This is a genomic window from Gillisia sp. Hel_I_86 (assembly GCF_007827275.1).
GTDB lineage: Bacteria > Bacteroidota > Bacteroidia > Flavobacteriales > Flavobacteriaceae > Gillisia.
In genome coordinates this window covers 883,738-907,990 of the sequence record NZ_VISE01000001.1, presented here as the reverse complement: position 1 = coordinate 907,990, position 24,253 = coordinate 883,738, and the positions used below count along the sequence as shown (strand labels likewise).

The 24,253-nt window shown below is 36.3% G+C and carries 23 protein-coding genes and 1 tRNA gene; 12 read left to right on the top strand and 12 right to left on the bottom strand.

The annotated features are described in order from the left end of the window. Positions 1 to 120: 120 nt before the first annotated feature. The 5 genes from trxA (at position 121) to JM83_RS03990 (ending at position 3,182) form a co-directional block, all read left to right on the top strand. Positions 121 to 438 (top strand): thioredoxin, encoded by a 318-nt coding sequence (trxA, locus tag JM83_RS04010; protein ID WP_144959597.1) that lies wholly within the window; start codon positions 121 to 123, stop codon positions 436 to 438. Positions 439 to 542: 104 nt separating this feature from the next. After that, positions 543 to 1,472, top strand: a complete 930-nt coding sequence (locus JM83_RS04005; RefSeq protein ID WP_144959594.1) for a DUF58 domain-containing protein — start codon at positions 543 to 545, stop codon at positions 1,470 to 1,472. 83 nt (positions 1,473 to 1,555) lie between these two features. Beyond that, positions 1,556 to 1,629 (top strand) — tRNA-Asp (locus JM83_RS04000). A 592-nt stretch (positions 1,630 to 2,221) separates the two neighbouring features. Beyond that, positions 2,222 to 2,620 carry a winged helix-turn-helix domain-containing protein gene (locus JM83_RS19070; RefSeq protein ID WP_186434943.1) on the top strand — a complete coding sequence of 133 codons (399 nt, stop codon included), beginning with the start codon at positions 2,222 to 2,224 and terminating at the stop codon, positions 2,618 to 2,620. A 13-nt stretch (positions 2,621 to 2,633) separates the two neighbouring features. Then, positions 2,634 to 3,182, top strand: a complete 549-nt coding sequence (locus JM83_RS03990) for an IS630 family transposase (RefSeq protein ID WP_144959590.1) — start codon at positions 2,634 to 2,636, stop codon at positions 3,180 to 3,182. On the opposite strand, the gene JM83_RS03985 is transcribed toward JM83_RS03990, so the two are convergent. Then, a complete protein-coding gene (locus JM83_RS03985; protein ID WP_144959588.1) occupies positions 3,172 to 4,419 on the bottom strand; it encodes an ISL3 family transposase in 1,248 nt (415 codons plus the stop codon). The two genes, JM83_RS03990 and JM83_RS03985, sit on opposite strands and share 11 nt — an antisense overlap. Positions 4,420 to 4,540: 121 nt before the next feature. Between JM83_RS03985 and JM83_RS03980 the strand changes: the two genes are divergently transcribed. Together JM83_RS03980 and JM83_RS03975 are read left to right on the top strand one after the other, a co-directional pair. Then, positions 4,541 to 4,963, top strand: a complete 423-nt coding sequence (locus JM83_RS03980) for a helix-turn-helix domain-containing protein (protein ID WP_315897857.1) — start codon at positions 4,541 to 4,543, stop codon at positions 4,961 to 4,963. Between the two features lie 79 nt (positions 4,964 to 5,042). Further along, a complete protein-coding gene (locus JM83_RS03975; protein WP_144959584.1) occupies positions 5,043 to 5,816 on the top strand; it encodes a carbohydrate-binding domain-containing protein in 774 nt (257 codons plus the stop codon). 286 nt (positions 5,817 to 6,102) lie between these two features. On the opposite strand, the gene JM83_RS03970 is transcribed toward JM83_RS03975, so the two are convergent. The 3 genes from JM83_RS03970 to JM83_RS03960 are packed head-to-tail and all read right to left on the bottom strand — an operon-like array spanning position 6,103 to position 9,386. Then, complete coding sequence (locus tag JM83_RS03970) at positions 6,103 to 7,494, bottom strand: GH1 family beta-glucosidase (protein WP_144959582.1); 1,392 nt, start codon at positions 7,492 to 7,494, stop codon at positions 6,103 to 6,105. Beyond that, positions 7,495 to 8,535 (bottom strand): glycosyltransferase family protein, encoded by a 1,041-nt coding sequence (locus JM83_RS03965; RefSeq protein WP_144959580.1) that lies wholly within the window; start codon positions 8,533 to 8,535, stop codon positions 7,495 to 7,497. A 2-nt stretch (positions 8,536 to 8,537) separates the two neighbouring features. Further along, complete coding sequence (locus tag JM83_RS03960; RefSeq protein WP_144959578.1) at positions 8,538 to 9,386, bottom strand: UDP-2,3-diacylglucosamine diphosphatase; 849 nt, start codon at positions 9,384 to 9,386, stop codon at positions 8,538 to 8,540. Between the two features lie 477 nt (positions 9,387 to 9,863). Between JM83_RS03960 and JM83_RS03955 the strand changes: the two genes are divergently transcribed. From JM83_RS03955 to JM83_RS03940, 4 genes are all read left to right on the top strand, one after another. Further along, positions 9,864 to 10,121: a hypothetical protein gene (locus tag JM83_RS03955; protein ID WP_144959577.1), complete on the top strand. Its 258-nt coding sequence runs from the start codon at positions 9,864 to 9,866 to the stop codon at positions 10,119 to 10,121. A gap of 207 nt (positions 10,122 to 10,328) precedes the next feature. Further along, a complete protein-coding gene (locus tag JM83_RS03950) occupies positions 10,329 to 10,643 on the top strand; it encodes a hypothetical protein (RefSeq protein WP_144959575.1) in 315 nt (104 codons plus the stop codon). Positions 10,644 to 11,338: 695 nt separating this feature from the next. Continuing rightward, entirely contained in the window at positions 11,339 to 11,545 is a 207-nt protein-coding gene (locus tag JM83_RS19360) for a DUF1348 family protein (protein WP_315897839.1), read from the top strand. Positions 11,546 to 11,785: 240 nt separating this feature from the next. Further along, positions 11,786 to 12,412: a MarC family NAAT transporter gene (locus JM83_RS03940; RefSeq protein ID WP_144959570.1), complete on the top strand. Its 627-nt coding sequence runs from the start codon at positions 11,786 to 11,788 to the stop codon at positions 12,410 to 12,412. A gap of 357 nt (positions 12,413 to 12,769) precedes the next feature. On the opposite strand, the gene JM83_RS03935 is transcribed toward JM83_RS03940, so the two are convergent. The 5 genes from JM83_RS03935 to JM83_RS03915 form a co-directional block, all read right to left on the bottom strand. Next, the gene (locus JM83_RS03935; protein WP_186434942.1) at positions 12,770 to 13,006 is read right to left on the bottom strand and encodes a hypothetical protein; all 237 of its coding nucleotides are present in this window, start codon (positions 13,004 to 13,006) and stop codon (positions 12,770 to 12,772) included. Between the two features lie 202 nt (positions 13,007 to 13,208). Next, complete coding sequence (locus JM83_RS03930) at positions 13,209 to 13,520, bottom strand: DUF1905 domain-containing protein (RefSeq protein ID WP_144959566.1); 312 nt, start codon at positions 13,518 to 13,520, stop codon at positions 13,209 to 13,211. Between the two features lie 114 nt (positions 13,521 to 13,634). Further along, complete coding sequence (locus tag JM83_RS03925; protein ID WP_144959564.1) at positions 13,635 to 14,678, bottom strand: alkaline phosphatase family protein; 1,044 nt, start codon at positions 14,676 to 14,678, stop codon at positions 13,635 to 13,637. Between the two features lie 59 nt (positions 14,679 to 14,737). After that, on the bottom strand, positions 14,738 to 16,237 hold the full coding sequence (locus JM83_RS03920) for a SusD/RagB family nutrient-binding outer membrane lipoprotein (RefSeq protein ID WP_144959562.1): 1,500 nt from the start codon (positions 16,235 to 16,237) through the stop codon (positions 14,738 to 14,740). A gap of 11 nt (positions 16,238 to 16,248) precedes the next feature. Further along, complete coding sequence (locus JM83_RS03915; protein WP_144959560.1) at positions 16,249 to 19,350, bottom strand: SusC/RagA family TonB-linked outer membrane protein; 3,102 nt, start codon at positions 19,348 to 19,350, stop codon at positions 16,249 to 16,251. A gap of 214 nt (positions 19,351 to 19,564) precedes the next feature. Between JM83_RS03915 and JM83_RS03910 the strand changes: the two genes are divergently transcribed. Beyond that, entirely contained in the window at positions 19,565 to 20,131 is a 567-nt protein-coding gene (locus JM83_RS03910; RefSeq protein WP_144959558.1) for a helix-turn-helix domain-containing protein, read from the top strand. A 47-nt stretch (positions 20,132 to 20,178) separates the two neighbouring features. Here the strand turns inward: JM83_RS03910 and JM83_RS03905 are convergent, their stop codons facing one another. The 3 genes from JM83_RS03905 to JM83_RS03895 are packed head-to-tail and all read right to left on the bottom strand — an operon-like array spanning position 20,179 to position 23,313. Further along, on the bottom strand, positions 20,179 to 20,871 hold the full coding sequence (locus JM83_RS03905) for a phosphonatase-like hydrolase (protein ID WP_144959555.1): 693 nt from the start codon (positions 20,869 to 20,871) through the stop codon (positions 20,179 to 20,181). A 2-nt stretch (positions 20,872 to 20,873) separates the two neighbouring features. Then, positions 20,874 to 22,037: a TIGR03364 family FAD-dependent oxidoreductase gene (locus tag JM83_RS03900; RefSeq protein ID WP_144959553.1), complete on the bottom strand. Its 1,164-nt coding sequence runs from the start codon at positions 22,035 to 22,037 to the stop codon at positions 20,874 to 20,876. Further along, entirely contained in the window at positions 22,021 to 23,313 is a 1,293-nt protein-coding gene (locus tag JM83_RS03895; RefSeq protein ID WP_144959551.1) for a DUF5690 family protein, read from the bottom strand. The genes JM83_RS03900 and JM83_RS03895 overlap by 17 nt, the downstream gene beginning before the upstream one ends. Positions 23,314 to 24,253 lie beyond the last annotated feature (940 nt).

The window sequence follows — 24,253 nt, the reverse complement described above, 5'->3', positions numbered from 1 at the left end:
TGGCATTTTCATTAAGGATAAGACCGCCTGATATTCGAATAGCCAAATCCGATACAAGCGCTGTAAGGTTTGGTGAAATAATTGACTATTTTTACATATTAATTGAAATAAACAAAAATTATGGCTTTAGAAATAACAGATGCTAATTTTGAAGAAACCGTATTAAAAAGTGAAAAACCAGTAATGGTTGATTTTTGGGCGGCATGGTGTGGACCTTGTAGAATGGTTGGACCAATTATAGAAGATATCAGTAAAGATTACGACGGAAAAGCTATCGTAGGAAAGCTGGATGTAGATGCTAACCAAGAATTTGCAGCTAAATATGGTGTGAGAAATATTCCAACAGTACTTATATTCCAAAACGGGGAAGTTGTGGGACGTCAAGTTGGGGTTGCACCTAAGAACACATATGCCGAGGCATTGGACGCTCTTTTATAGAGAACTTCAAAAGTAAAAATATAAGCCTCGCTAAATTTAGCGAGGCTTTTTAGCTTCAAAAATTATATTCCCTACCTTTCTTAAGTTAATAGTAGAATTAAAAAATGTTAGAACAGGAAGTCCAAAAATCCAGTGGGTTCATCAATTTGGAATTATTGGCCAGACAAGTGGTAGAAGGTTTTATTTCCGGAATTCATAAAAGTCCGTTTCATGGCTTTTCCGCAGAATTTGCCGAGCATAAAATTTACAATAATGGTGAAAGCACAAAGCATATAGACTGGAAACTATATGCCAAGACTGATAAGTTATATACAAAACGATATGAGGAAGAGACCAATTTAAGGTGTCATTTAATAATAGATAATTCTTCCTCTATGCACTTCCCTATAATGAAAAGCTTCAAAAGGGACTCATTAAATAAAATTGGTTTTTCAGCGCTGGCAGCAGCTTCCCTAATGCAAATTTTAAAGCGTCAGCGAGATGCCGTTGGTTTGAGCGTGTATAGCGACAATTACGATTTTTATGCCCCAGAGAAGGGCAGTGAGCGGCACCACCATATGCTGTTGAACGAATTGGATAGTATAGTTGCCAATCCAGTACAAAATAGGACTACAGATAGTTATTCATATTTGCATCAGATCGCAGAGAAATTAAAAAGAAGGTCTTTGGTATTTCTTTTTACAGATATGTTTCAGGAAGATAAAGAGGAAGCTGAATTGTTTGAAGCTTTAAAACATCTTAAATATAATAAGCATGAAGTGGTGCTTTTTCATGTCATAGATAAGAAAAAAGAAGTCAATTTCGAATTTGATAATGCTCCAAAACGATTTACAGATGTAGAATCGGGAGTTCATTTGGATATTTATGCTGAAAATTTGAAAGAACCTTATCAAAATTCAGTCGAAACATACTTCAATATGCTCAAATTGCAATGTGCAAAATACCGCATAAAGTACGTGCAGGCCGATATTGGCGGGAGTTTTGAAAAAATTTTAACCACCTATTTGGTTGAGAGACAAAAATTTGCAGGGTAGCCCTAAAATTAATCCGAAATTAATCCAAAAAACGTTTGTGGAAACTAAAAACAGGTGTATATTTGCCATCGCAATAACGCAACGGTCTGGTAGTTCAGTTGGTTAGAATACCTGCCTGTCACGCAGGGGGTCGCGAGTTCGAGTCTCGTCCAGACCGCTTTTAAGAAGAACAAAAAGTCTCAAAACCTTGTAAATCCTATGATTTGCAAGGTTTTTGGGTTTTAGGGAAATCCTTCAATTTGATGTTAAAAGTTCACAGATCGTCAACATCGAATTTTAATCATCAACATTCAGACAAATTGGAGTGCCTTCTCAATAATTTGTATAATTGATTTTGACTTTCGTCTCAAAATTAATGTTCAACAATTAAAGACGATAACTTCGCCGAAATTTATGTTTACAAGAGAAATAAAGATTTATGTCATTACTCTGTTTAAAATGGTCTAGGTTAGCAGGGTGAAGGGACGCTTCCGATAGTTCGTGTCGGCTTTGTTGTTTGTTAGTGGATGTATAAAATAGCACTTTTTACTCCTCCTGCTATTTGCTGTTCACCTATACCATGCCACGTTTTTCCACTCATTTGTTTATCTGCAAACTATGGGTTATACCAATTTTACTTATACAATGTCGCTATTTTTTTTGTATATTTACTAATGGCAAAACCACAGGAATTTACAATAACCCAAAGCGTTGAAGAGCTTAGGGCACTCCGCAAAAGTCAAACTAATATAAAGCATGAAAAGCGTGTTATGTTTTTAATCTATCTAAAAGAGAACAAATTTAAAACACGCCACGAGCTTTGCGATTATTTAGGTATTGATCCACGAACCCAACAACGCTGGACAAAACAGTATCTTGAAAATGGAATATCGTTTTTATTGACTGATTTGCCCAAGAACAAAAAGTCAAAAATAATCACTCCTGAAATACATAAGGAACTTGAAAAACGTTTGAATTCTAGCGACCAGGGATTTTTAGGATATTGGGATGCGCAAGCGTGGGTAAATAATGAATTTGACATAGATATACAATACCATTGGTTGCGCAAATATTTGATAAAGCATTTTAAGACCAAGCTTAAAAGCCCCCGTAAATCTCATTATAAAAAAGATGAAGAAGCTGGAAAAGCTTTTTTAAAAACTCCCTAATGACCTAGACAACATTAGAACAAGTCTAAATAAAAACAAGTATAAGCAAGTAAATTTGTACTTTCAAGATGAAGCTCGATTTGGTATGATGACCCATACCGGCAAACACTTAACAGCCTGCGGGATCAAACCTATTGTCAAATATCAACACATATTTAAAACAACTTATCTATATGGTAGTTATTCCCCAATAAACGGAAATAGTTTTGTCTGGGAAATTGATGGAGTAGATACTACTGTTTTCGAAGCTTATCTAGAGAACTTCTCTAAATACAAACCTCAAGAATTTAAAATTGTGATAATTGATAATGCTGGTTTTCATTCGACAAAAAACATTAATGTGCCCGAGAATATATATTTGTTGAGAATTCCGCCTTACACTCCAGAACTCAATCCGTGTGAACAAGTATGGCAGTATATTAAAAATCAAAGGTTTAAATCAATGCAGGAACTTAAACAATGGCTACATCAAATCGTAAAAGATATGGGCAAGCAAACAATAAAATCAATTACTGGCAATCACCATTATGTAAATGCATTTATTACGACTTTTAATAGTTAAATTGGTATAATACCATAAAGGAAATCTTCGAGGTTGACCAGGTTTTTATTGGTGATAATTTTGGCAAAAAAATATTGTCAGAGTCAGGCTTAATAAACTGATTCATATTACTGCAAAATTGGGTATACTTCCCATTAAACCCTTTATCGCGGATATTTTTGTATAAGGTTGGATAGTCCTGTTTCCCGTAAAATTTCGGAAGGTATTCCCTGAACTCATGAAAATTAGTCATAGTTGCTTGTGGTACAGGCGCTTGTCGTTTCGGGAATTCGTCATGCTGAATGTACTTCCCGATGGTTCGGGGGCCGGCTTGAAGCATTTTGGCAATTGTTTTTATCCTATATCCTTGCTGATGAAGTTCCTTTGCCTTTTCAAATTTCATTTGTCGCTGTGAGTTTGATGTACATTTAGGTGTTGGCAGTGAACGAGCCTTTTCTTCTTCCAATAGAGGTTCTCTATTGCCCGGACGGCTAAAAGCTATAAAGGCCGCTTTCAAAGTTGTACTGTGCTTGTGAAGTACCCTTTTAAAAGCATCCCTAAGGTTTACATGGAGGTGATATCTGTCAGCTACCTCGATGGCCTCTTTGGTACCTTCTTTAGTTCCCTTCGAATAGGCACCGGCGCGATCCCGTGATACTGTATGAATTTCTGGATGCTTTAGAAGCCACTGCTTCAACGTATCTGCTTCTCTATCCGGTAATAAGTCGACAACCTTCTTACGTTCAAGATCTACAATGATGGCCCCATAGTTCCTTCCTTTCTTAAATGCCCAATCATCCACTCCTATGACTCCAGAAGTAGTAGTTGTCCCTTCTATTTCCAACTGTTGAATTAGGCGCAAGATGGTCGAGGAACTCACCGGGTTACCTGCAATACGACTAATCAATGCCCCTTTGTTTCCACCTACTTCCAGGCCTATGCTACGCAGCACATCAATGGAACGGCATAAGCGCCTTGCATAAGGCAGAATATCCTGGCTAAAGCGTTCTGTAAATATTTTTCGCGGACAGCTTTTATTACGGCAGAAAAACTTTCTTGCCCTGAGCTGTAATTGTACCAATTTTCCTGATATTGGAAGATCTGCTAAACTTCGAACATAATGACTATGAATACGATTACCATATTTGTTACATAAAGGGCAGCTACTGCGCTTTTGTTTTGGAAGAATAGAGAAAATGATTTTTGTATCAGTATGGAATACAGCAATTTGCTTAATTTTTAATTTGCAGGAAAGCATAGTACATAGTTTAAAAACACCCTGTTAAATCACACAATTAATGTGTATATTTATATTCTTTTAGAAGAAAAATAATGGCAAAAAAAACACGTTAGACCCGAAAGAATTAAACCCTCAAGAGATCAAAAATATTCTCAAAAGCAGACAAGAATATAGAGTAGCTCTAAGGTTGCAAATGGTTTACCTGATCCACCAGGGAAAATCCAGCAGAGAGGTGGCCGATATCTATCAGGTAAGCTTTAAACAGGTGCTAAACTGGGTACATAGATTTAAACATCAGGGAATAGAAGGGCTCAAAGACAAAGTGGGGCGTGGTAGAAAAGCTAGCTTAAACAAAAAAGAATTAGATCATATTCGGCAGACTATTTTGAATACCGCTCCATCTGAATATGGGTACACATCCAAGCGATGGACAGGGCCTTTACTTTTGAAATGGATCAATAAAGAATATAAAACCGAATTTACAGCCACAACTATATATAAATTACTTGAAAAGATTGGGCTGGAGTCCCAAAACGGAAAAGGGTATGTCCCACTCGATTAGATCGTGTAAATAATTAATGATTTTTTCACCAAAAGTGACGAAGAACCCAATTTGATCCGAAGTATCCACAATCAGCCTGATGGAAAAAAATAATATTGGCTGGGCTTTTTGGCCCATGAAAAAGATCGAGAATTTAGCCGGGGTTACTTCGGTTTCAAGCACACCGGAATATGAGAAATTATTGCATTATTGGAAAAACGGGGGGACAAAGCCAACGGAAGCTTTTGCGAAATCGGCCTTAATGCAAATTGCCGAAAACTTCAAAATGGAAAATCTCACCATCAGATATGACGTGATCGATGCGATGTTCAGGCAAGCGCAGACATCAGATACCAAAAAATACAAAAACCACAGCCTGCCGGGGAAAGTGTTCGCCACAGAATATGATCTGGGACAAAACGGGTACGCTTATTTTGATAAAGATATTGCAAATTACGATGGGACTAAATTCACCAAATGGAACAAAGGCGGGGCAATGCGAAACGATGGTGTTGATATTCAATCTTGTAATGATTCTGTCACCAATGGATTTCAGGTGAGTTTTATAGAAGATGACGAATGGCTTCAATACACAATTGAAATGGTTTCAGAAAAAGTATTCGATGTCGATATTCGTTATTCCAGTGATGAGGTCGGAGGTAAACTTTTTCTTAAGGACGAAAACGGAAAAATTTCTGAAAGTATTGAGATTCCATTTTCCGGAGGAATTAATAGTTGGCAAACCCTGACCTTAAAAAATGTGGTTTTAAAACAAGGGATTAATAAAATCAAGGTTCATTTTGAAAAAGGGAATTTCAATTTAAACTTTTTAGAATTCAAAAACCCGGGAAGGACCAGCGGGTTAAAAAAATAAGAAATTCAGGAATAAAACATCCTTGAGGGTTTGTTGTGCCGTAACGATTTCTTTTTCTTTACTTGATATTTATGTAAAATGGAAATCCTGAACCCAGTCTACCTGCTGTTTAACATAAAGGAAATTTTATTTTTAGTTGAGTTAGCCTTTTTAATAGGGAAAGTCCTTCAAAGGCATGGTTATATATCCTTTCGGGTTTTAATTAAAGATCAATTTTCCCTTTTGCAGTAAATATTTTATTTGCGAATATCACTTAATAGTAGATGGTGAAAAGAGGTTATGAGGATCAGGTTTCTTTCCGAACCAACTGCTTTAGAAAATCGCTGTACCAGTTCCCGGATGATTTTATTGTTCTTTCCTGGGTTTTATAATTGATGTGTACGAGACCAAACCGAGGGTGATAGCCCTCGGCCCATTCAAAATTATCTGTAAAACTCCATATAAAATAACCTTTGACGTTCACCCCTTCTTTTTTGGCTTTCAATACCTCTTCCAGGTATTTCCGGATATAATCAAGCCTCTCGGGATCTTCTATTTTTCCATTTTCAGACTTATCGGGAAAGGCCGCACCATTTTCTGTGACTATAATATTTTTTATGCCTTTGTAAGAGTCGAACCTTTTAAGCATTTCATAGATCCCCTGAGGAAAAATTTCCCATTGCATGGTCGTGACCGGAACCTTTCGTTTTGTTGCTTTAATATTGATGGCCTGTATATAAGGTACTAAACAGGTGTGTTTAACCACTTCCCTGGTATAATTTTGAAGCCCAATAAAATCAAAATTAAATTTCAGCAGATCTTCATCCCCCGTTAAAAAATAGTTATCGAGGTGCTTTAAAAATTTTAAATCTTCCCGGGGATAACCCAAACCAAGTGCCGGTTCGAGAAATAAACGGTTTACAAGCGCATCCACCCGTTTTACCGCCAATTGATCTTTAGGGATATTCCTGTAAGGTTCTATAAGGGAACAGGAAAATGTGGTGCCTATTCGTGCTTCGGGCAATATATCTCTTAAAATACGGCCCCCCTCTGCCTGGCAAATTGCAGCATGGTGCATTGCAGGTAAAAAATTCTTCAAGCCTTTTTTTCCGGGGGCATGGACACCTAAAAAATATCCTGCGCCGGTAAATACCAGGGGTTCGTTCAGCACCATCCAGTTTTTCACCCTATCCCCAAATTCCCTGGCGCATAAAGAGACGTAGCCTGTAAACCAGTCAATAATTTTTCTATTGGTCCAGCCCCCTTTGTCTTCCAACGCCTGTGGCAAGTCCCAGTGATAGAGGGTAATCCATGGCGCTATGCCCAGTTCCAGGCACTTATCGATAACTTTATTATAAAAATCGATTCCTTTGGAGTTGGATTTTCCGATGCCTTTGGGCAAGATGCGGGGCCAGGAGAGCGAAAACCTGAAATTGGCAATGTTCATTGACTTCATTAGAAGAAGGTCTTGTTCAAACCGGTTATAGAAATCACAGGCTTCCCGGGCATCCTGACCCTTGTATATTTTTCCTTTTTGTTCCGAAAAAACATCCCAAATAGATAGGCCTTTTCCATCGGTCAATACGCTGCCTTCTGTTTGAAAAGCTGCTGCTGAGACCCCAAACTTAAAATCAGTTCCAAAATCTTCTTTACTGAAACGATCATGGCCAGCCTTAAAACTGTTATGCTGTATAATCATTTATAAAGCTTCTGGCTTTGGAGGAAATGAAAGTATGGAATGTGGGATGTATTCCCTTTGATAGTCCCCGAAAAGCAAGTCTATAATATCTTCGGTCTTATCAGGATACTCCATTTCGATGATTTTATCGGTTTTCAGCCATTGTCCTATTTCCGGGGAACGCTTTTTCTTTAGGTTTTCAAGTACGCAAACCCCCAAGCCTTTAAGGGCTGCCGCATTACAATGTTGTTCATACTGATTCTTCATAGGCACCACCAATAATTTCTTCCGAAGAAAAAGTACCTCGGCAGGTGTTTCAAAACCGGCGCCGCAAACCACTCCTTTACAGGAAGCAAGACTATTTAAAAACCTTTCATTATGGATGGGTTGTATATGGATATTTTTAACAATCACGTCCTTTTTATTATGCTTGGAAAAGACTTCCCATTTAATTTTAGGAAACCGGCCCAGGATCTTCACAAGTTTTTTATCGGAATAGGAGGGCAGATATACCGTATAGTGTTCACCGGTGGTCACCTTTAGTTGACGTACCTGCTTTCTAATTACCGGGGTAAAAATATTATGATTGAATTCGCTAAAATGAAAACCGTAGGCCTTTTTGGCCGGGGCATATTTTTTTAAGATAAACCTTCCAAAAGGATCTTTTTTCAAAGGCATTGGCGCATTTTTTGCCAATACCGCTGCCTGATGGCTTAAAGAAAAACAGGTTGCCCTTTTTATAACAGCTGACCAGGCGGAAACCGGTTCAAAATCATTGATGACAAGGTCATATTCTTCAAGGGGAAGTTTTTTTATATCTAAAAGGAACCTTCTGGAATCATTTTTTCTCCAGGTTTGCCATAAATCCACACCTCCTTTTTTTCCAAAAACAAAACTCAGGCCTTTAAACCTGTATTTGATCTTATAAGGCAAAACAATATCGGCCTGGGTGCCACTTATAAGGATATCTACTTCTCCTTTTTTCTGAAGGATGGGAACAATATCCAATGCCCTGCACAAATGCCCATTTCCAGTTCCCTGAATAGCATACAATATTCGCATATTTATGGCTTTATAAAATTTAATTCCTGAACTAAATTTTCAAAAAGTTGTGCATGGGTGGGTCCAGGGATTAGTTTTTTATCCTTTTCCAAACTTTTTATAATTCCCTGATCTTCCATGAAATAATAAAGTTTCCATTCCCCTTTGTTGTATTCCAGGCTGGTAAGGTTTTCTATCCAATCGCCAGAATTAAGATATTGCACCTCCCCTTCCACTTTTGTAATCGTTTTGATCTCTGGCTGGTGGATATGACCACATATCACATAGTCATAACCGTTGGAAATAGCAATGTCAGCGGCAATATCTTCAAAATCGTTTATAAATTTTACCGCACTTTTCACACTGTTTTTAATCTTTTTGGATAAAGACAATTTTCCTCTCCCTAATTTTTCTGAAATATAATTGGAGAACCTGTTTATAAGGATCAGTACATCATAGCCTTTGGCCCCCAGTTTTGCCAGCCATTTGGAATGCTGCATGGTAACATCAAAAACATCACCATGGAAAACCCACGCCCTTTTGCCGTTGAGTTTTAATACTACTTTGTTTACGATCTCCAGGGACCCGATTTTAAAGCCTGTAAATTTCCGCAACATTTCATCATGGTTGCCGGTCACGTAATATACTTTGACCCCTTTGGCCATTAAACCCATAATATGCTTGATTACCTTCATATGGGACTCTGGCCAATAGCTTTTATTAAACTGCCATATATCTATAATATCCCCATTAAGGATCAACTTTTTAGGTTTTACACTTTTAAGATAGCTTAAAAGTTCCCTGGCATGGCACCCATAGGTGCCTAGATGGGTGTCGGAAATTACCACCACTTCCACGTCACGCTTTTTCATAATGTTTAGAGATTGGTTTTTGGTATAGGTTTCTAAGAAAACCGCCTTTATACATGGCGGGAGAGAAAGAAGATGCAATTTTGTACCGAAATATCCCGGCAACGAGAAAGTCTTGAAAAAGGCTTTTAGTCTTACCAATCCCAAGTTTAAAAAAGGTAAAAAAATTAGGGGAGGGGTGTTGTAAAAGTACGGAAGGGCACTTTAAAGAAATTTTGTAACTATCCGATCCTTGATTGAACAAAATCGTTTTTTTAAATTAATAGGAAGTTACCCATTCAGGTTTAATTCATTATCAATGAATCATTATGTTTATTTTAAATGTTCAATCGAAACATATTTATTTTGTTATGGAATTTATCCAACTCCCTTAATACATCTTCAAGCAAGTAACCTTTTTATAATAAACAGCTTAAAAATGTAATTTTTTGGAAATAGTCAAAATTCCAAATTCTGATAAATTTGTACAAACATTCCTGTATGGCTTTTTTGGACTTTATTTCAAAACTAAATTATCTACCTTTACCACCAAAAGAGCCAATGTTCAGGTTTTATGTTGAAAAAAAAGCCAGGTTAAATGATACCCATATTGTTCATAGGGTCAACTGTGAACTATTACCCGATATAAGTGGGCGTATTGAAATAGGAGTATTTATTGAGCCTGACCTTGCGGAATTTAAGGCCAGGGAGCTATTTCCTTTGGTGAAATTATGCAAATATTGTAATAAGGATCAGTAGTATAGGGCTTGCTTTTACCGCACATTTCAATTTAAGGCATTTCATTTTATCATACAATTTTTTCAATCCCATTTGAATCCTTTCTTACTTCTTCAATTAATACTTTAATAATTATTCCTTTATCATATTTTAAACCTAATATGGCTGCTTATTTTTAATTTTAGACAATTCTTGCTTCTTTCACTTCTTTCAAGAAAAATCTAAAAAATGAAATATCGACCAATTAATGGGTTCCATTATGATCCCAAGAATCAAAAGCCAAAATTGAAAGAAACCCCGAATGTGAAATATCACTATTCCTATACCGTGGTGAACAACAATGACATAATAATAATGGAAGTGATAACCACCATTCAAGCCGAAAGTGGAATAAGGTTTAATCGAAAATCCATGCACCTTCTTAAGCCTAATGAAATAAAGCCATGTATTAAAGAATGTTTGTTGACCCATCTACTGAGCATAGGTGTACCGGGCAGGTATTCAACTTCCCTTCTGGCAAATTTTACTATAATTGCTAAGTAGTCAATAAATATGATAAGCAGTTTTCTTTCCGCCAACCTCAAGCCAGATCTTTTGCATTTTGTGATTACTTCTGACCTCGCAAACACACCCGAACCTTATATTTAGCACTTACCCGCCCTATTTTTTATTTACGGTTTTGTACCATAAAGTTTCCTGCGTGATTTTTCGACAAACGGTTTTTATCTTCTTTTCCTTGCGAATACTTTCCTAAGTATTATAACCCAAATATTCCATTCTGTCGTTTTTTTATTGGCAGTAAAGTTATTTTCTATTTTGTCCAATAAATCTTCAATTAGGGCATTGTGTAACGAACGGATTGCCAAAATATTTTTCTTTTATAGATCATTGATAGGTGCAGAAACCAGAGGGCACCAATATTTTTTACTATTAACCTAATCTTTTCAAAGATAACCCAGCGGCGCAACACTTGTCGTTGCGTGAGGTCTTCTGACCTCGCACCTGCCGCAATCACAAAAGAACAGGAAATCGTATTGAAGTCTCACGACCCTTGTTACAAATTGGTTAGAACTGACTACGAGTTTCAGGGCATAACAAAATTCGTTTCAACATCAGGATGGAGACGTTGAAGTGCCAAGTATTAAAAGTGGCTTAAAGTCATGAGACTTTGCCAGCTTGAGTTGCTATGCAGACTCCCGTTGGCAACAATTCACCATATCAAGAACTTCATTAATTTCATGATAACATCAAGAATTATAAATAGAAATACAGAAAATGAAAGGAATTTAAGATTTGAATACGAAAATAAAAATAAAAATAAAAATGGAAAATGGTTCAGATCATACGGTAATGAGAACTGGGAATTTAACAAAAATGGTCTAATGGAAAAAAGGTACGCAAGTATTAATGACCTTGAAATACAAGAAAAAGATAGACGATTGTAAAAAAAAAATACTGCATACAAATAATTTATTGTCAGTTCTAGCTTACTTACGAAAACGCTAACAGGTTTTCTATTCAGTATTTGTTAAATCAGGTACTTTAAAAACGCAACAAACCATATCCAAAATGTAGGTAATGTGATTTGACCTTCATATAATATTCCTAATGCACTATTTAATATAAACTTTGCATAGATTTAATTTAGAAGAATTTAAATAGAGTGATTTTTGCTGAAAAAATAAATGGGATTATTTATAATGATTTTTGGAGCATTATTCTCTGTTATGAACCCTTTTGGTACAGTTCCAGTTTTTGTTAGTTTAACTCAAGAACATAGTAAATCAGAGCGAAATAAAATAGCGTTTTGGACTTCTCTAAATGTTTTAATAATATTACTTATATCATTTTTTGCAGGGAAGTTTATTTTATTATTTTTCGGCATTACATTAAATTCTTTAAAAATTGCAGGAGGACTAATTATTGCTTCATCAGGTTTTGCTTTATTGACAGGAGAGTTTAATAAGCATAAGGGAATGAAGAAGGAAAAGGTAAAAGAAGATATTAGCAACCGAGCTGATATTTCATTAACTCCTTTAGCAATCCCAATGATAGCAGGTCCAGGGACTATATCTTTACTAATAGCATATAATCAAGAATTTGAGGAATTAAATGAAGTATTAATTATTCTTGGAGCAATTGTTTTATCCTTGGTATGTATTTATCTAATATTGAAAAGTTCATATTATATAACTAAATCACTTGGTGCCTCTGGTATAAATGCATTATCAAGAATTATTGGATTTATAGTTATAGCAATAGGTGTTGAGTTTATTATTTCTGCTGTGGTAAGTGTACTTAATATTGCCTAACTTTTTTTCTGACCAATATTTTTCTTAGCATTTTTACCCAAATATTCCATTCTGTCGTTTTTTTATTGGCAGTAAAGTTATTTTCTATTTTGTCCAATGAATCTTCAATTAGGGCATTGTGTAACGAACGGATTGCTAAAGGCCAAATTATTAAACCCTTTCCGGCAGTCCGCATATCGATTGTATGTTGGATTTCTGTTCTGTTTTTTCCTAATTGGTTAATCTCGAATTTGTTTGTCCGTAAAGCGTCCTAAACTGAAAAAGGACGTCATTCTGAACTTGTTTCAGAATCTCAGTACATTGGTAATCAATACCATATTAAGACCCTGAAATAAATTCAGCGTGACGAGAGAACAATTAGGACAAAAAGCGGATATACAAAATCTCGAACTTGTGAATTCCATTAAAACCTTCAGGTTTTGAAAATCGAAATTGGATTATTTCATTTGGTTCATATTTTTCAACGGAATATCTTATGGGTCCGTGCCCGCCATTTGCTCCGGTTCGAATTCCGTTTTTGAATTTCATTGCCGGCCATTTTTCTGTTGGCCAAATTTTATCATTTTCGGTTGCCAGGGTTTCAAGTAATTCCACCAGCTTTATTTTCGGTTGGTTTAAAATTCGTTTATGAATATTCGATACTTTCAATTATGGATAAAATTTGATGGTTTTACGAATTCTTATATATGGCACAACCTATTAATATAGAATAAGCCGATAAGGCAAACAGGTTATACCTAATTTACAAAATCAGGTTAAAAAGATAAGATACATACGAATGATACTTATGATACGATTAATGACTAGCACGTAACCTTACTGGTATTTCCAAATCCTGCTGAACAACAAATCTTGCTTTTTCACCAATTTTAACTCCGGCCCTTTTTAACATCCAGATATCTACAAAAAGCCGATATGGATAATTCTTTACAGGAACCAGTTTTTTATGGAAGCCAATGCCGTTAATTTTGCCCTTTACCCTTATATATTCATCTTGGGATATCTGGGATATCATAGTATCAGTAATAATTATTGGAACATCAATACAGCTATTTGTCAACACTTTGTATATTTTGGCATCAAACACATATTCCCTAATTTTTCCCATGACCTAGCATTTTTTATTTAGGTTACAACTTAGCCATAAAGAAATTTCTTGTTGTGAACTTAAACCTATTTTATCTTTAAATTACTATAAAGAAGGATCTTAGAATTATGATGACTAATCCAGAATATTATATATTTTATTTACGATATGGGTAGTATATAGTTGTTCTTTCTCTTTCACTTCCCCCAAAGGCTCCACACCTGCACCATAAAGCATTAGCCATACTTCGCCTGCACCATCCACTTTGGAGCCATGGCTTTTCCATGTGTCCAAAGGCTCTGTTCCCCTGCCATGGTCTGTGGTTACAATAAAAGTGGTTTTATTCCTGTAATAAGGATCTGCTTGGGTATAATCCCAAAGCTCCCTTAGGAATTCATCGGTGCTGTGGGCAGATTTTAAATATGCTTGATAATTGCCCCCATGTGCAAAATCGTCAGTTTCCCCATAAGAAATATAAACAATATCAGGATGCTTTCTTTTCATATATTCCAGTGCATAATTGTGAGTGAACATATCTAACCTTACTGAGCCCCAGGGGCTGGGGGTATGGGGCAGTGTTTTATTTAAAAACTGTTCTATCACAGTCAAATCTTTACCTTTGGCACTGTCAAAACCCGCGTTTACAGGGATACCACTTCTCTTGTCATTAATAATATAAGGAAAAACATCCCAGCTGGCAAAAGCAGCCACCTTACCGGAATACTGTTCAGTCCTGTTCAGTTTTTCAAGAATGGTCATATTGGGATTATATATTTTATCATTGCTGCGTATGTTTTCATCATCGGCCTTTCCCGTTAGAATCTCATTGTATCCCGGATAGGAAAACCACATATGGTTTGTTAGGTCCACCTTGCTCCCAAAATTTCTATTCCCATGAATTTCGCCTTCCCCTTCAATTTTATTCCAAATAAAAGGGAACAATACCTCCCGTCTGGATTGCGCGGTATTTTTCCAAAACATTGCTTTTAGAGAGGTGGTATCAGAAACATATTCTTTATTGGCAATTAACTTAGGGTCGGCGCCCGTAAATAATTCTTGCCAGCGTAGGCCATCAAGAGTAATAAGCACCACCTTATTTCTATTTTCCATAACTTTCTCCTGGGCATTTAACGGAGCATACATTAAGAATAGGTTTAGTATAAAAATTAAGTTTTTCATTGTAAGAATGTTTTTATTATTTGATTGTTTTAAAAATTCCATGAAAATAATCAGTTATCTTATTCAATTAACCACATTACCCCATTGATATCATCTGTTCCCCCGAACTGGTCACTTAGGGCCTGGTTCACATTTGCCTCATTGTTCTGAAATTCACTTTGTGGGTATTTCCACCTCAGGGGTATCTGGCCTCCATTGTTATTGGAAGGGCCAACATCAAAATTAGGTATGCCGGTCCTTCGATAATTAAAATAGGCCTCCCTACCCGAATTATTAAAGAATGCTATGTACTTTTGGGTAAGGATTTGCTTAAAGCCTTCACCATTATCTCCTTTATAAGAAATCATATCTTGGGATAAGTAATTTTCTATTTCAGTTTCCGGGATATTATAGAACAGCATAGAAGCTTCAATGCCATTTCTATAATGAGCTGTTGCATCCGCCGATATCCAGCCCCTGTTAATGGCTTCAGCAATTGTAAATTCCTGTTCAGGATATCCTAATATTATGTAGGGTTCCCCGCTATAATCATCATAATAACGCTCTTCATTTGGATAGGAAAGTTGGCCATTATCTGAAGCAACCTGAATAGGGCCTTGTTCATCCCCGGTATTGGCCCCTATATAAGCCGAAAAATCTTCAGGTTTGTTGGGATCATAAAATTCCGGTGCGGGGTCAGCGACTACGAAAATCCTGTGGTCATTCCTTTCTTTTAACAGATCAAGGTAAGTGGCGCCCATAATGTTCCTGTTCCTGTTAAAACCGAAATTACCGGGATTCAGTACATAAAAGTTATTTTGTTCATTCCCATAAACCCTTTGTAAATTATCTTCGTTGCTTTCCATTAAAGGATACTTTGCGGGGTCGTTAAGGATCTTTTGAAAACGACTTGGCACATCTATTTCCGTTGCCCTTTCACTTAACCCAATCAATACCCTAAGGTGAAAACTATTGATGACTTTTTGCCATTTTTCCAAATCCCCGTTCAATAATGGATCCCCTTCCAGTCTGCCTGTGCCAACTTCTGTCCTGGCTAGGGCCATTTGCGTATTTGCTTCTTCGAGCAACGCCAAAATATGTTCATAAACTTTTTTCTGGGAATCATAGGCGGGTTTTTCTATACTTCCTTCCCCAACCCCCTGAAGGGCTTCGGTCAATGGAATATCCCCAACCCTTTTGCTCATATAATCGAAATAATAGGCTTTCAGGAATTTGGCCATTGCTCCATATTTATTTTTAGAATCCAATTCTGCGGCTTCTTCTTCCAGTGCTTCTACGTTGGCCAATACATCGTATTTAAAATCGATGGCTCCCCAGTTGTAATCCTGATCCCCGTAGTAATCAAAGGAAATTACCCAAAATTGATTGTCCCTTTGTGCTTCGCTCCAGGGGCCATCCTCTTGGGCAAGGTTCCTTAATATTCCGGAAAGCAACAATGAGGGGGGTACTGTAGTTGCCGAGTTTGGATCGTCTGTCAACTCTTCAAATGGGGTACAGGATACCGTGAGGAGAATCAAAGAGAGTACGGTTATTGCTAAACTTTTGTGCGTAGTCTTCATTTTGCGATTTTTTAAAATTTAACATTGAAATTGATACCGTAACTTTTTACAGTTGGTGTTTGTAATGGGGATGAACCTTCATCAATAAATTGATCCAAATCGATATTTTTATGTTTTGAAAAGTAGAGCAGATCCCTTCCTATTAAGGAAACGGAAGCTTGATTTATAAATGAATTTTCAAGTATATTTCCAGGTAAATTATAAGTAAGGGCGATTTCCCTCAACTTAAAGAAGGTTTTATCAATAATATTGGCAGCTTCCCTTCCATGATAAGCTTTTGCATAATCCTGATAATAAACTTCAGTAGTGTTGGGGGTATAGATACGTGTATCTGAAATAATATTGCCCTCGCCATCCCTTACAAGTTCCCCGCCGGTCACTACAACCCCCGGGGCAACAAATGATTTTATCCCCTGAACATCATTAGCCCTTTCTGGGGTATCACTGTCTGGATGACGCCCACTTTGCCAAAGTTTACGATTTACATAGTTTTCAATCTTCCCGCCATATCGGCCGTCAAAGGTAAAATTAAGAGCCAGGTTTTTATAGTTAATGGAATTTGTCAACCCAGCTGCCCAATCAGGCGTCCTATAGCCTATAAGGCTTGGGTAATTATCCATAATGGGCTTACCATCATCTCCAACTATCAATTGACCGTCCCCACTTCGCATAAAATCATTGACATAGTACGGATCAAACCTATCCCCAACATTTATCCGACCATAATTCGTTATCTCTTCCTTAGTTTCGGGATCGGTATATACTTTATCCAAAAATTCCTTATAGGTGGACCAATTTAAGCCTACCTTCCAATTAAAATTTTCTTTTTGAACCGGTACCAAGTTTAAAGATATTTCCCAACCCTTTGTCTTTGTGGTAATCCCGTTTTGTTTTTTACCTGTATAACCTGATGCCAACGAATAATTAAGGTTAAATATCCTTGGGCCATTTTTATTTTCAAAATAAGTCATATTAAGTCCCAGCCTATTCTCGAATAGATCTGTCTCCAACCCAACCTCAGTAGAAGAATTATAAGCCGGCTCCAGGTTGGGGTTTGACAATATGGTGTTCACATAGGCAGGGTTATAAGTTTTTCCGGAAATAGTATAGGAACTTCCTAGGTTATAGGTGTCTAAATTGCTATATATGTTGGTCAAAGAGGTGCCTACTTTGGCGTAGGAGCCCCTTAATTTAAGAAAGTTGATTTGCTCCGGCAATTCCATCATACTGCTTAAAACCGCACTCAGGGATACCGAAGGATAGAAAAACGCATTGTTTTTTTCCGGTAATCTGGAATCCTTTTCATATCGACCTGTGACCCCTAAAAATAAATAATTTTTATAGGCTAAATCTGCCGCGCCATATAAGCTGTAAGTTTCATAATGGGTTTTATAATTGTTAGGCTGGGTGGGGGTTTGCGAATTGCTTAAATTATATAATCCCGGTACTATAAGGTAATCTGTTGCAGCATAGGTAGATCTTGTTTTGTTGATATCAAGGTTGGCCCCCAATAAACCATCTATGGCAAAATCACCAAAACTGTCATTATAATTAAGCATAGCATCAGAATAATTTTTCATACTATAATTATATCGTTCTTTATAGTCACCTTGAGCTTTTTCCCTGCCGTAGGTGGTGGCGGAATAAGGAAATTTTTCATCCTGAAACAAATTGTTAACTGCAATATTGGATCTTAAAACCAGATTGACATGCTTATTAAAACGGTGAGTAAGGCTTAGTTGTCCTGAATAATCATTGCTGTAATATCCCCTCAACCATTCGTAGGCCATAAAATAGGGGTTATTGTAACGGGTATACTCAAAATTCTTTTGTTGAAGACCCTCTTTTCCCTCCTGCCAATAATCTCTTAGATCGCGAACATCCCAGTCACTACCTCCCCATATCAACATATTATAGATATAACTGTTTGGGCCGTATTGTACATTTGGGTTGTTTGGGGAGGTTTGAAAATTAAAATTGGCATATCCATTTACTGTTGTATTTTCATTGAAATTATATACCCCAGATAAATTATAGTTAAAAATATTAAGCCTGGTATTAGGGTTAATCCCTTTTTGGAAAGTATGTGATGGTGAAAACCTAATACTTCCCGCATCAGAGCTGGAAGCCAGTGTTAAGTTGTTTGTTTCAAGAAAACCCACCTCCATAAAATTTTTAAAATTATCCACACCCCTGGCCAACCAAGGCGTGGGTATCCTATTTCCCTCCGCATCCAAGGGACTGTCATATTGTGGAATTAATTGTCCGTCAAATTTTGGACCCCATTGGTCATAATCAGCATCGTTAATCCCCCCACCTTTCCCATCTACAAAGGCATAATTTCCATAAGAACCGGGGCCATAAGAATGCTGAACTTCAGGCACGGCATTAAAACCTGATTGAAGCATTGAACTATTGTTCCATTCTATAACAACACCCCTATCATTCTCAGTCCCCCGTTTTGTGGTTATTTGGATAGCACCATTGGCACCATTGGCACCGTAAAGGGCCCCTGCATTAGCCCCCTTTAAAACAGTTATATTTTCTATATCATCTGGACTAATATTATAGGAATCAGTGCCTAAAGGAACCCCATCTACTACTAGTAGTGGGTTTTTCCCCCTTAAAGAGATATTGGGGCTTTTAAAAAATTCCGGGGATTGTGCTATTACCAATCCTGCTACTTTACCTGAAAGGGAATTTAGAAAGTTAGGATCCCTGGCTTTTGTAATATCCCCTTTAACTTCTTGGACAGAATAGCCCAGTTTCTTTTTGTCTTTTTTAATACCTAAAGCTGTGATGACAATTTCATCCAACTGGTCTGAATCCATTATTAGGTTTATAGTTGCCTGTGTTTTATTGGATGTATCCAGTTCGTAAGGTTTGTAGCCTAAAAAAGAGATAATCAAGATTTCTCCATCTCCTGGTATTTCAATAGAAAAATTCCCGTCAAAATCGGTCATCGTTCCAACCGAGGTGCCTTTAATAATAACAGACGCCCCTGGCAAGGGAAAGTTGTTTTCATCGAAAACAGTTCCTGTAAATGTACTTTGTGCCGCTCCCGTTAGGAATGCCAAAAAAGCAATTAGGCTACTTAATGTTTTTAGGTTCATTTTTTTACTATTTATAAAATTATCTGATTTTATTTTTACAAATATTAAAAACAAAGATTACCCTAATAAGCTTTTTATTTTAAATGATTGTTAGATTTATGGGTGCTTTATTATGTATAAGTTAAGGAAGAGTGTTTTACTATTAGTAAACATTTTTTAATTGGTTTTTTACAAGAGTAAAAAAATAAAAAATTAGTATTTTTATAAAAAACAGATGAAAGATTATTTAATTGGTATAGGAAAGCGCATTAAGGAAATTAGGAAAGAAAACAAAAAAACCATAAGTGATATCGCCAACATGGCCAATGTGAGCAATGGTTTAATCTCCCGTGTAGAAAATGGCCGTACGATCCCTTCATTACCTGTTTTGCTCAATATTATTAATTGCCTGGAGGTCGAGGTAGTGGAATTCTTTAAAGGAATGCCCAATACTAATGGGGCTAATTATATTGTTTCCAGAGCTGAAGAAAACTCGCTGGTAGAAAAAGAAGAAGAGGCCATAGGTTTTAATTATAAATTCATTTTTGGCAAGCAACTTTCTTCCATCGGGTTCGAAGCTGTTTTACTGGAAGTCTCCCCAAATTCGCAACGTGAAAAAGTTATTACTGATGCCTATGAATTCAAATATATGCTGGCAGGCGAATGTAATTATAGTATAGGTAATGAGGAAGTACTTCTAAAAGAAGGTGATTCTATATTCTTTGATGGGCGTATCCCCCATGTCCCATTTAACAGAAGCAACAGAACAGCAAGAATGCTTGTCATGTATTTTTACTTATAAAAAAAGAAAGCTCCATTTCTGAAGCTCTCTCCACCAACACAAACAAACTAAACGCTTCTTTCCAACAAAATTTTGGGCAATTCTTTCAATGTTTGAATAATATAATCCGGTAATGCCTGTTTTAACTGGTCTTTATTTTGAGCTCCAGTGGTAATTCCAAATGTTAATCCGCAACCTGCATTTTTACCTTCTTCAATGTCAACGCTGGAGTCACCTATTTTAAAAACCATTCCAGCATCATCAATCACAAATTCTTTCATGGCCAGTAAAATCATATCTGGTGCTGGCCTTCCATTTTTAACTTCATCGGCAGTAACCAATAAATCAAAATCAACACCTATTTGCCAGTTGAGGCCACTTAATAAATATTCAGCGGTCTCCCGATCATAACCGGTATTCAATACGATCTTAACCCCATCCTTTCTTAAACTCCTAAAAACTTCTAAAGCTCCGTCAAAAGGACGCACCTCAATGTGCCTATATACCATATCCAATTTATGCTTAAATTTTTCATATATTTTATCAGTCTCTCGATCTAAATTTGCCTTTATATTTAAAGCTTTAAGAATATCTTTAATGGCTTGATGTTTTTCCTTACCAGCACCATGTACCAATACAAATGATAAATTGACCTGGTAGCCATATTCCGAAATTGCTTCTTCTAGTGTTTTATAAACGAGGTTTTTTTCGTCCACTGTGGTCCCTGCCATATCGAACACGCCCATTTTAAATTTGTTCATTTTTATTTGATATTTAAAATTCTATTTATATTTTCTTTTGAAAAGCCTGCACTCCCTGTCATTCCCTTGCCGCCTATTGCTGTGGCTATATGTATATTTTCATCTATATCATACACAAATAAGTCTTTAGAGGTACATTGGGAATACAGGCCATACCATCTCCTCTGAATATCAAAATTGGGCAATTGGAAGATTTTTTTTGCTTCGTTGAGCATAAAATTGTCAATATTTTGGTCTAGATCGAAACCCAATTGGTCAATTTTATCTACTGTAGTGTATTCATGGGAATCCCCAATAATTATCGAACCATCCACAGCTTGTTTGAAAAGGATATGTACACCCCATTTTTTTTGCTTGCTATGCACGGCTTCGCGAGATTTTATCTCCTGATAAGACGGACACTCGACAAAAGCTTCGTAGCGACGGATGGACCAGCCGGTGAGAATGGAGCCCGGAAGGGTATAATTGACTTGGGGCTTGGTTTGTAGCATTTGTAATTTTGTAACTTCTATATTACTTTTTTCAAAGATTTCGGAAAAAAGAACTTTAAATTCGTTGCCATTACAAACGATGACTTTTTTTGCTTTGAGAGGCTCTGCTCTTTTGGAGATAGAAACTTCAACGTTATTATTCACTGTAATACAGTTTGTGACTGCTGTATTATATAAAATGTGAAGACTGTATTCTTCATTAAGGTAACGGTGTAGCTTATATATCATTGTACGGGGCTCTATGGTAACTTCCTGTGGAAAATATAAACCGGCCAGTGCATAAGAGGATTTTAGCCCCCTGTAATTTTTTAAGCACTCATTTTTGCTAAGTAACCTGGACTCATAATTGTTACGTTGATTAATTTGGAAAAGCTCTTCCAGCAACTGTTGCTCTTCCTGATTGGAAGCAAGATAAACCGTACCGTTCTGCCGTAAAGAAATATCAAAAACTTGTTGAATTTCCTTATAAATTCGCAAACTTTCACGTCCATATGCCTGCCATTTCAAGTTCATTCCAGAAGGTACTACTTGACCAAAATTACGTACAGTGGCCCCCATAGGTTTGGCATCTTTTTCAATTAAGGCCACTCTAAACCCTTTTTTTAAAGCGTGATAGGCATGAAATGTCCCCAGGACACCACCCCCTACTACAATCAAATCATATTTGTCTTCCATTCAAACTTAGATTATACAATTTACTATCTTTCTTTTTTCTCTTCTTCAATTTAAAGTAGACCATAGAAGCTGTGGCTGTACATAAGCCAATAAATGTTATCACGTAGCTGCCATATATAAAAAAATTCAACCATGATAAATTAGGCAGGCCAAAATTTTTGTATAAAAGGATAAGGATGCTGCCCAAATACCCAAAGCTATCAGCAATGTAAATAAGAAAACCTGAATTTCCTTTAATCCTGAAAGCTGCTACCATCCTGTCAAAAAATATACAATTGAATGGCACATAGCATATATAAAGTCCAAACCCCACCAGTACCATCCATAACGAGGGTGCCAAAATTCCAATTTGAAAACAAAATGTAGCCAGACCGGTAACCAAAACCCCAGCTATAAAAAGATAATGATAGGTAATAAAAGCCTTGTAATTATTCTTAATGAAGCCCAGAAAGCCCAAAATAATTATTACAAGGAAAGCAATGGGCAGTTCATAAACAGTATAAACCGAAGCATTGCCCTGAAAACCAATGGCATCCCAAATCTCCCTGGAAAAATTATCCCGAAAATCGCGAAATGCGGTTAAAAAAGTATAAAAAAGGACGAGTACCATAATAGGTAACAAAAAGGTTTTAATAAGTACCTTTCTTTCCTGCTTGGACATAGGGCCCCTTTTACACCTTAATCTTATATCCTCATGTGTTGGGGGCGGAATCTTACCAAGCATCCATGTAAATAAAATCAAAGGCAGAACAAACAAACCCCCGGTAACAGAAGGCATCCAAAATTGACTTACATTCCATTGCTGCATCACCACCAAGCCTACAGATTTAACTACTCCACTGGAAATAATAAAACTAGAAGTGAGTGCCAAACCCAAAAACTCTGTAAATTTCCTGCCTTCCAAATAAGAAAAAACAATGCCCCAAATCAATCCTAGTGGGAGTCCGTTCAAGAACATGAATATTATATTATAAGGCATGGGGGTAAAAGCAAATAAAATCAAACTGAGTTCAGCGAGACCTATTAAAACCAATAAATAAAAACCTCGTTTTCTAGGTTTTAATTCGGCTATTATTTTTATTCCTATAAACTTGGAAATCATATATCCAACAACTTGGGCAATAATGAGCCATATCTTATAGTCTATACCTAAAAAATTCAAGCCATCAAAAGTTGCCACAGTGAATGGTTTCCTAAAGGCGTACATACAAAAATAAGCTCCAAAAGAAGCTACCATTGCGTGTAAAATAAAAAATAATTGTGACCTTTTAATCATTTATTTACTTATAGTAAATTTATCATTCAAAAAAAGTCATTATTTTTAATATTTGTAAGATTATAAGGTTAGATAATCTTTAATTTTATGTAAAGAAAAATTATCGAAAATAGTCATTTATACGCTGATCTCTCGATCAGAATTCATAATAACCTATTTGTTTTAAAGTCAGAGAAATAAATTTAAAGGATCAACATAAAATCTTAAATATTTTCCTGATTTTTCTACCGAAACATTTTCATTATATTCTCTTGATACCTTCTTAAAATAAGAACGTCTATGTAAGGTTATATTTGTTCATTCATAAGTTTAGTTTTAGTTAGCCTCTAAAGAAGGAAGTAGGAATAATTCTGTCTTCCTTTTTTTTTGGAGATAATTTTTTATTCTCAAAAAGGCATTTTTCTTTTATAGATGATATGTAATAATAACTTTCATCGTTGAAATTAATTGAAGTAATTCTTCAATTTGTTGTATTACCACTTTTAAATGGCAAATTTATTTACATTAAATTATGATACATATTATTACCACCGGTGGGACCATTGAGGGCATAGGTAGTGAGCCCCTAGAAGCTAATTCCAACACTCCCCGAGTTTCCATTGGAACTTTTCTTCGGACTGCCAATATATCATTTTCCTATATCCTTGGGTCAAGTACTCTACCTCTTATGATAAGATTCCGAGAATTTTTAAACTTATAAAAGTAGAGGGGCATGGAAGATTTCCCACAATGGATCTAGAGAAAAGGTCTCATTTTAATACCTTAAACAGAATCATTATGTTGCCCTTCTTTCCATAGTTTTTGAATGATATAAACCTCCCCTTACTATTTCGCTACTCTTAAAGCTGTTGAAGAAAGTATCTTACCAGATGCTTATGCGATTGCGTTGCGGGTGGCGAAATAGTAAAGTAGAGATCTGTGTTAATCACAAATTTCGAAT